This window comes from Okeania sp. SIO2F4 (assembly GCF_010672385.1).
Lineage (GTDB): Bacteria > Cyanobacteriota > Cyanobacteriia > Cyanobacteriales > Microcoleaceae > Trichodesmium.
The window spans coordinates 1-8,727 of record NZ_JAAHGT010000373.1 but is presented as its reverse complement, the minus strand read 5'-3'; the positions used below and the strand labels follow the sequence as shown (position 1 = coordinate 8,727).

The window sequence follows — 8,727 nt, the reverse complement described above, 5'->3', positions numbered from 1 at the left end:
TTGATTGGAGGCAAGCGAGGAGACCTCGCCATCCCATCCTTCGGAATGCTCCGCAAACAACCGCTGTCTTGGTCGATTGGATATGCCGAGGAGACCTCGGCATCCCTCGACCGCTTTTTTCTCCACGGCGAGTGAGAGGCTTTAAACCTTTATTTTTCGGTAAAGGTTTGTCAGGTTATGAAGTGAAAAAACTCATAGCTGGCCTTAAGTCTGTTTAAATCTAGGTGTTGCTTTTAACAATTTCTTTGAGAAACTAGCTCAATACCCCAGGTTTAAAGCAAAGCAAAGTAGGCAATCTATTCAATACCCTCAAAATGTTACTGCTTTTAAAAACAGCTTAAAACTTCCAAAAATAGGAGAAGTTAAGGCTATTATTCATAGACCTATTGAGGGTAAAATCAAAACCGTTACTGTATCTATAGCGCTACTTGAATCGGGAATAGGGAATAGGTATGGAGGGAATAGTAAACGGTTAAAAGGTTTCAGGGTTTAGAAATGTCAAGAGCCTTAATGCGTAGTGCTATAAAAACTGCTGCAATCAACATTTTGCTTCTGTATTGTTTGAGGATGGGAAAGAAAAACCAGAGTTAACCACATAAGGTAAAGCGGTGGGTGTTGATGTAGGATTGACTCCTAACATTGCTATTACCAATGATATAGAATCCGGTTATATGATATATGTTTATAATTCTATCCCAACTCTCCATACTCCCCAAACTCCCCACACTCCCCACCCCCAACTATATAATTAAGTATTCAACCGGATTTCATATGACGGCTCTAAATACGATAACCCAAAATTCTTAAAACTTGCATGAACGGAATTTAAAACGGAAGCAACAGCAATTATCCAGAAAGCAAAAAGGCTCTAACAACCGCAATAAAGCCAGAAAAAAAGTTGTTAGAGTCCATTTTAAGATAACTAACTGTCGTAAAGATTTTTTAGACAAGCTATCGCATAGGATAGTTGACGAAAACCAAGTCATAGTAACTGAAAATCTTAACGTCAAAGGAATGATGCAAAACCATTGTCTGGCTAAAGCAATAGGAGAAGTTGGATGGGGAATGTTTACTCCTCATGCTTAAGTAGGGCGGTCGCGATTAAATATCAAAGCACTGATAGATATTAGTAAGTGCCTTTTTTGGTCTAAAAAAGTGCGCCTGTTTCGGTCCAAAAAGCTCATGCATGCTAGTATTTTGGGATGATTATGGCAGAAAAATCACTCTTACAATTTTTACGACTACCTCCTAATCAAATTTCCATTTCTCCTGTCTCCAGTCTCGAGTCTCCTACCCGAACCCATGCATACTTTCCATAAGCAAACCCTAAGTATAAAGCATAAAATGAAGGCAAGGTTTATCAAGAAGTAGACAGGTTCTTTCCCAGTTCCAAGACTTGTCATGTTTGCTTAAATATCGTAGAGGACGAAAGAAATTTACGGTGAGGCATTCTGTTGGGTAGGAAACCTGTGCTGTATGCGATAGCATCAGCGTCGGGACAGTTCACCTATAATTGCTGTCCAGATGCTAAACTACTCAGAGAATTATCAGTAACACGACATATACGCCACTCATCTAAAATTGACGCACCAATATGTTGATAAAATTCGATCGCCGGTTCATTCCAATCTAAAACACTCCACTCCAAACGCCCACAGTTTCGGGATACTGCCAACTCTGCTACATAACTTACCAGTCGTTTCCCTATACCCCGCCCCCTATACTCAGGTAACACAAATAAATCTTCTATATAAATTCCGGGTTGGGTCAGAAAAGTTGAATAGTTATGAAAGAATAAAGAAAAACCAACAGGTTGGCCTGTTAATTCGGCAATAATAGCTTCAGCAATAGGACGATAATTAGACCCATCGCTACCAGGTTCACCAAATAAATGAGCTTCTAAGGAAGCAAGATTACCTGTAACAGCATGAGATAATTTTTCATACTCAGCCAGGGCTTTAATTAACTCAAACAGCACAGGTATATCTGCTCGTGTCGCAGCACGCAGCTTTAGTTCATTCAGGGACATAATTTAACTACTATTATCTTAAAATTTGATCAAAAACGATTTAACCATCCTTTTAAACGTTCAGCCACTTGGGGACGACGTAACTTTCGCATTGCTTTAGCTTGAATTTGTCGTACTCGTTCCCGGGAAAGATTAATCATCCGACTAACTTCATCTAAAGTATGAGGTTCTCCTGTGATTAGACCATACCGAAGAGTAATAACATCTTGTTCGCGATCGCTTAACACATGATTTAATACCTCTAAGATATCCTGGCGCATCATCATATCATTCATCTGAGCTTCAGGAGTACTATTTTCATTATCTTCTAAGAAGTCTAACAATTCAGTATTTTCGTCAGTACCCAAACGATGATTGAGAGAGAGAGTTTTCCGACGAATTTGCTGGAGGTTACGCAGTTGTTGGAGAGAAATTTCTAGCTCTTGAGCAATTTCTGTGTCACTAGGAAGACGATTTAAACTGCGTCTTAGGTCGCGGTAAACTCGTTTAAGTTTGTTAATCTGTTCAACTACATGAACTGGTAGACGAATAGTACGCCCTTGATTAGCAATAGTGCGTGTTATTCCTTGACGAATCCACCAATAGGCGTAAGTAGAAAATTTATAACCCTTCTCTGGGTCAAATTTTTCTGTGGCACGATTTAGTCCTAATGCTCCTTCTTGAATCAAGTCTAGAAAAGGTACTCCTCGATTTAGATAACGCTTGGCAATAGAAACTACTAGACGGAGGTTGGAGCTAATCATTCGACGTTTGGCAGCCCGACACTGATGTAGGCGATGCTCTAGTTGTACTTCTGTCAAACCTGCAGCTGCTGCTACTTCACCTTTTGTAGGCAGTCGCCCTAAGTCATTTGCTAGTTTCTCTGGCAGTTGTTCAAATATGACTAATTCTTGGATTTGCCTGGCTAATTCTATTTCTTCTTTTTGACTCAGAAGAGGATAACGAGACATTTGCTTAAATAATGATCCCACTGCATCATCTATATCTTGTTGATTTTCTGGTACTGGGATAGTTACAGCCGATATATTCATACTGGAATTCTCCTGATTTTGACCTTCTTCATGTAGGGATTCGGCAATCATCAAACTCATTTGTTGCATTTGATCTGCCATCTCTGATTCATTAGCGGGGTCTGGTAATTGGATTTGATGCTTACCTGAATTCTCTGCAAGTAGAATTTTCATAGTTTTTTTTTCTATTATATAGTTTGTCAACTGTAAATGGTTGATGAGCTACAATGCCAGTGTGATTTTATACCAGAATTCCTCAATTATTACTTAACAATTTAACTTAATATCAATAAAACACCTGGTTAAAGACTTAATGTTACCATATTTTACAATTTATGTCAATAAATAACTAATAACGATCGCAATCTTGAATTACATTTGATTCCCTGAAGATTTATCTGCGAACATTTACATAACTATATAATTACTTAATAATTAATTAACATTTAGTTATTTGTTAAAATATAAATAACAGTATCTATTTCAAAGCTTTAATCCCTAATTAGCTGTATTAATCAATACAAATTATATAGTTTCTTTCTAAAGTTTTTTCTTTATTGAATATAATTAAAAGAACTATAATTCTGGAAAATTGTAACAAAGTTAACCGCTTTATGCTTCTATTGATGCTGTATAAATTACAGTAAACTTTGGAAATAGAAGTGGATATGAATACAATTATATTATAACATGATTATAAATACCTATATTTTACCTCTGAGATCAATTTTTCATCAAGCGGATTGAGAGAAGGGAGAATCGTTTGTGCAATTAATTCTCACAGGCGTGAATTTTTTTGTAGTCCTAAATATGTCAGGATATTGGTTGGTAAATTATCCCAAATTCAAAAAAGGTTGTGACAGTAAAAAAGGGAGTAGGCAATAGGAAATAGGGAATAGGGAAAAACCTTGCTCTTTATTGAATTTTCCTATATACCCAAATCCTGGTCTTCCCCAACTACAAAAAAAAGTTAATGTAGCATTATTTTTTGAAACTGGTATTACTTTTATTGTCCGCAGATGACCTGCATTCATCACTACTTTTTTTTTAGGGGGAAACCAGCAAAAGCTAAAAATATTGAGAGCATAAACATGAAGGTTGTGTCATATCAAATCCGGTAGCATCCTTATTATTCAAGTCTTAAGGAATAAGATTTGGTGTTGTAGGAGCTTTCAAGCTGTTTTTCCCTACTGTAAGGTATGACAATAACAGGAATGATATCGCGACAGCAGATTTGAGATCATTACCCTGGGAATAGCTTAATACTCTTTTTGCATTCCCTAGAGTTGGAGTTGCCACTAGCTCATAAGAGGTAAGCATTTCCTGCGGAATAATGCGCAAACAGCCGTCATCCTTTAGGTTGCCTCCTGGGTCGCGGGTTGCGAACTTCAGCACTTATTATAATTACGCTCGTCTTTTCTTGAAATCAGAAATTATTATTAGACATAGGCGTGAAAATCAAAAATAAAATTAATTCTTATCCATAAATTATCAATTATTTCTCCCTGTTCCCTGTTCCCTCTTTTCTGGAGATGTCTATTGATATATTTCAGATAATTTTTAGCATAAATAAGTAACTCTTCAGTTAATACCAAGCGTGATAAATTTTTGCTACAAATATTTGGACTGTTTCTAGTAGTCAATAGTCAATAGTCAGTAGTCAGTAGAAGCCGTTTTTATTATCATTTTTTTCTATGAAACAATCTATTATAGTAAATTTGCATCTGACTTAAACTACTTTAGTTGACTAAAATATTCGTAACATTCTTCAGTTAATACCAAGCGTGATAAATTTTTGCTACAAATATTTGGACTGTTTCTAGTAGTCAATAGTCAATAGTCAGTAGTCAGTAGAAGCCGTTTTTATTATCATTTTTTTCTATGAAGCAATCTATTATAGTAAATTTGCATCTGACTTAAACTACTTTGGTTGACTAAAATATTCGTAACATTCTTTTTTCACGCTTGGTATAATATAAGTTTTCTTGAACAAATCCTTAGTTAATTCATAAAAAAACTGAGAACTGATTGCTAATAGCTTAATGCTTACCATAAGAGTACAAAACGCAGCTATTTTTTCCCGGAACTGCCAATTAATTAAATTCCTATTCACTATATATCAGGTCTTTGCATAAGTTTTGATTAATTAATTTTAACGTTGAAGAAATACAATAAAATTTTGCACCAACTTAATAGACGATAATGCTATAAAAAAAAATCAACTTTTTCCCAAGTTTATCAAGTAATTTCCCTTTTAAATTAACTGATTTTATGACCAGGTAATAAATTTTGCTTTTAAAGTATCTATTCATAATGGCTATGCCAATCAGAAATCATATTTACTCATTTGACTATTCCTTAAAAGTCTAGAAGTGAATTCCCTTAAAATTGGTATATTTTATATGATTTGAGATTAATCATGCCCATTAGTGTGAGACACATCAGCTTGAAAAAAGTCTTTAAGATTCACCTAAAAAACAATCTTTAAGTGCTAAAATAAACTGATACTTGACTTTAAAATAGGAACGACTAAACTAAATGTTAGATTGGATTTCTGCTAATTTTTCTGATTTATTAAAAAATATAGATGCTATCATTTTTTATAGTATAGGAGGCGATCGAGGCATACCACTTATTGTACTTTGGCTAATTAGTGGTGGTCTCTTTTTTACTGTCCGAATGCAGTTTATTAATCTTCGAGCCTTTAAACACGCTATAGATATTATTTTGGGTAAATATGACGACCCCAATGACGAAGGTGAAGTTTCCCATTTTCAAGCTGTCGCTACTGCCCTATCTGGAACCGTAGGGCTAGGAAATATTGCCGGAGTTGCTATTGCTATTAGTTTAGGGGGACCAGGTGCAGCTTTTTGGATGACGATCGCAGGTTTCTTAGGGATGAGTACCAAGTTTATTGAGTGTACCTTAGCTCAAAAATATCGCATTTTTAACCCAGATGGTACGGTTGCTGGAGGACCGATGTATTACCTGTCAATAGGTTTAGCTGATTTAGGGCAAAAAAAATTAGGTCAAGTTTTAGCAGGAATGTTCGCATTTTTCAATATTTTGGCGGTACTGGGTAGTTCGAGTATATTTCAGTCTAACCAGTCTCAAGTAGTTGTTGCTAATGTCCTACCATTTGTTGCCGAAAGAACCTGGATCTATGGACTGGTTCTAGTATTAATAGTAGGATTAGTGATTATTGGAGGTATCCAACGTATTGCTGGAGTGGCTGCTGCTATCGTACCTGCAATGTGTGGCGTATACTTTTTCGCTGCTCTGTGGGTGATTTTGGCTAACTTGACGGCTATTCCTAATGCTCTAATCAGCATTATTCATGGTGCTTTTGTTCCCCAAGCTATGGCAGGTGGTTTCGTTGGGGCGCTAGTCCAGGGGTTCCGACGTGCTGCTTTTTCTAATGAAGCGGGGTTGGGTTTGGCAGCGATCGCTCATGCTACAGCGAAGACGGATGAACCTATTCGGGAAGGTATTGTAGCATTACTAGAACCATTTATTGATACTATAGTCATCTGTAATATGACTGCTTTAGTAGTTATTATTACTGGGGTTTATAATAATCCAGAATTTGCAAATCTTGGTGGTTCGGAATTGACTTTAGCTGCTTTTACTTCTGTTATTAGTTGGTTTCCTGCTGTTTTGACAGTTTGTATATTTTTGTTTGCCTTGTCTACCATGATTTCTAGTAGTTACTATGGTCAAGTTTGCTGGCAATATTTATTTGGAGATCGGAGTGTGATTATATATAAAGTCTTGTTCTTAGTAGGTGTCTTTGTGGGTACAGTTACTAATCCAGAAGCAGTAATTCAATTTGCTGACGCCCTGAAAATAACTCTTGCTTTTCCTAGTTTGCTCGGTACTTATTTCCTCTGTGGTAAAGTCGCCACAGACCTAGAAAATTATATGAAACGTTTACAAACGGGAGAAATGATTTCAGCAAATTAATCCTTTCGATAGGATTTAGATTTAATGTCAAATCTGGTAGCATCAGTATAAAAAAGTTGCTTCTCCCTATTATTTCTGTATTTCTTCTCTCTTCCCAATGTTGATGACGAGCTAATCGTTTTTTTGCTTGTTTGTAGGCTTTGACGTTGGCAAATTTTGTTCGATCAGAACAGGTCGCTAAAGTATTAATACTTATATTTATACCCATAGTATCTCGTTGTTTTGGATAATGGTCTATTTCCAATATTAAGTGTCATTAATTAGCCATAATAAATTAGTCATCTTTAAATCGCTTCTGCTGTGATTCTAGAAATAATATGAAATACGTTAATGTTTGCTACCAAAGATTGATGGGGAGATTGGTAAGCAGCACAATTTTTTGTATTTCGTATAAATTTCTAGGTTGATGAAAAAGCTGCAAAACGTCAGACAATCATGAATCACCAAGGATTGAAATCCCTAGGCTTTTAGTTTAAGTCATCTTAAAGATGACTCTCGACAAAACTATAGCGATCGCTACACTTATACTTAGTCAACTGACAAACCTTTATCTCAATAGACATAGGCGTGAAAAAGATATAGACTTTTTGCACATAGTAGGAAACAGGAAATAGGGAACAGGTAAGATATTTTTAGGAAAAAGGTACGGAAAATGATGAGTGTGACGAACTTTTACAACTCTAGCTTATGCTAAATAAAGGGCAAGTTTATTTTCTGGAGATATCTAATACAGTCATTAAAATTTTAGGTTATCAAGTACCTGTGGATAAGCAGAGTCTAGACTGTTTTTTCTCTGCTTTTAATATTGTACTGGAACGCGGAGATTATACTCAACCAAATAATACTATTCCGGCTACTTCAATACCGCCTCCAGATAATCGGCAACGGCGATCCATTAACAATTGATTCTATCTATTATATAAACCGTTTTCTGAAGATAAATAATAATATTTATCTTGAATAACGTTGTGACAAATAAATTCTCAAACCTCATAGTTTGATTCAAATTAAAGCTCCTAATTTGATGGATAAAACTTCTTTAATGAAAATAATTTTAGACCGAGCAGATCGATAAATTAATAGTCGAATAGTACGATTATTTTTTTTATAAGCAGCACAAGAAGATTTAAACAATCTTGATTGTTTTTTGCACTGTTAAAGAAAATATTCCTTATGTCAATCCCGATGCAACAGCCACAAGGTAATCAATTGCGCAGTTCCGACCATAGGAGGCTAACTGAATTGCGCAGTTCCGACCCAGGAGGCTAACTGATAACTGAAATTACAAAGATTGTTATAACAATTGCGACGAATAAACGAATTAACTCTTACTTATAAGAATATAGTTAATCGGGATGACTGGATATAAATTGAAGAAATGGAAGCCCATAATTTGTATCGCTTAGGATGAGTGCAGCGTCAAGAAGGAAAAGTTAAACCTAGCAGTAACTTATATCGTCAATATTTTCAGAGAATTATATCTCACAATGAATCATGAATAATTAAGTCCCGTAATTGCCATTTGGATAGTACAAATTTAAAAATATCTCTAATATTTACTAACCAAATAAATAAAGTTTCAAGCCTCCCTTATTAAGTATTCAAGCAAAATTAATTGTATATTTGGTATTTAAGTTAAGTAGCCAGAGCAAGTTATTTTAACTATATAGCAATCCGCGCATTGGTTATGATAATTTTTATAATAGTTAATTTGAGCTGAAAACC

General features: G+C 35.4%; 5 protein-coding genes and 1 pseudogene. 4 read left to right on the top strand and 2 right to left on the bottom strand.

Annotation, left to right across the window (positions count from 1 at the left end):
• A partial coding sequence (locus tag F6K22_RS21870; RefSeq protein ID WP_293102618.1) for a hypothetical protein occupies window positions 1-218 on the top strand: 218 nt, incomplete at its 5' end.
• 546 nt (window positions 219-764) lie between these two features.
• Window positions 765-1,086 (top strand): annotated as a pseudogene (locus F6K22_RS21860) (RNA-guided endonuclease InsQ/TnpB family protein); the annotation flags it as partial.
• A 421-nt stretch (window positions 1,087-1,507) separates the two neighbouring features.
• On the opposite strand, the gene F6K22_RS21850 reads toward F6K22_RS21860, so the two are convergent.
• The gene (locus tag F6K22_RS21850; RefSeq protein ID WP_293102615.1) at window positions 1,508-2,029 is read right to left on the bottom strand and encodes a GNAT family N-acetyltransferase; all 522 of its coding nucleotides are present in this window, start codon (window positions 2,027-2,029) and stop codon (window positions 1,508-1,510) included.
• Between the two features lie 29 nt (window positions 2,030-2,058).
• Window positions 2,059-3,213, bottom strand: a complete 1,155-nt coding sequence (locus F6K22_RS21845) for an RNA polymerase sigma factor, RpoD/SigA family (RefSeq protein ID WP_375340186.1) — start codon at window positions 3,211-3,213, stop codon at window positions 2,059-2,061.
• A gap of 2,364 nt (window positions 3,214-5,577) precedes the next feature.
• On the opposite strand from F6K22_RS21845, the gene F6K22_RS21840 reads away from it, so the two are divergent.
• Both F6K22_RS21840 and F6K22_RS21835 read left to right on the top strand, forming a co-directional pair.
• On the top strand, window positions 5,578-7,002 hold the full coding sequence (locus F6K22_RS21840) for an alanine/glycine:cation symporter family protein (RefSeq protein WP_293102612.1): 1,425 nt from the start codon (window positions 5,578-5,580) through the stop codon (window positions 7,000-7,002).
• Between the two features lie 687 nt (window positions 7,003-7,689).
• Complete coding sequence (locus F6K22_RS21835) at window positions 7,690-7,908, top strand: hypothetical protein (RefSeq protein WP_293102610.1); 219 nt, start codon at window positions 7,690-7,692, stop codon at window positions 7,906-7,908.
• The last annotated feature ends 819 nt before the right edge of the window (window positions 7,909-8,727 follow it).

What these genes read in the sequence shown, in the direction of transcription:
- F6K22_RS21850 (WP_293102615.1), bottom strand. Translation starts at nt 2,029, where the DNA reads ATGTCCCTGAATGAACTAAAGCTGCGTGCTGCGACACGAGCAGATATA.
- F6K22_RS21845 (WP_375340186.1), bottom strand. Translation starts at nt 3,213, where the DNA reads ATGAAAATTCTACTTGCAGAGAATTCAGGTAAGCATCAAATCCAATTA.
- F6K22_RS21840 (WP_293102612.1), top strand. Translation starts at nt 5,578, where the DNA reads ATGTTAGATTGGATTTCTGCTAATTTTTCTGATTTATTAAAAAATATA.
- F6K22_RS21835 (WP_293102610.1), top strand. Translation starts at nt 7,690, where the DNA reads ATGCTAAATAAAGGGCAAGTTTATTTTCTGGAGATATCTAATACAGTC.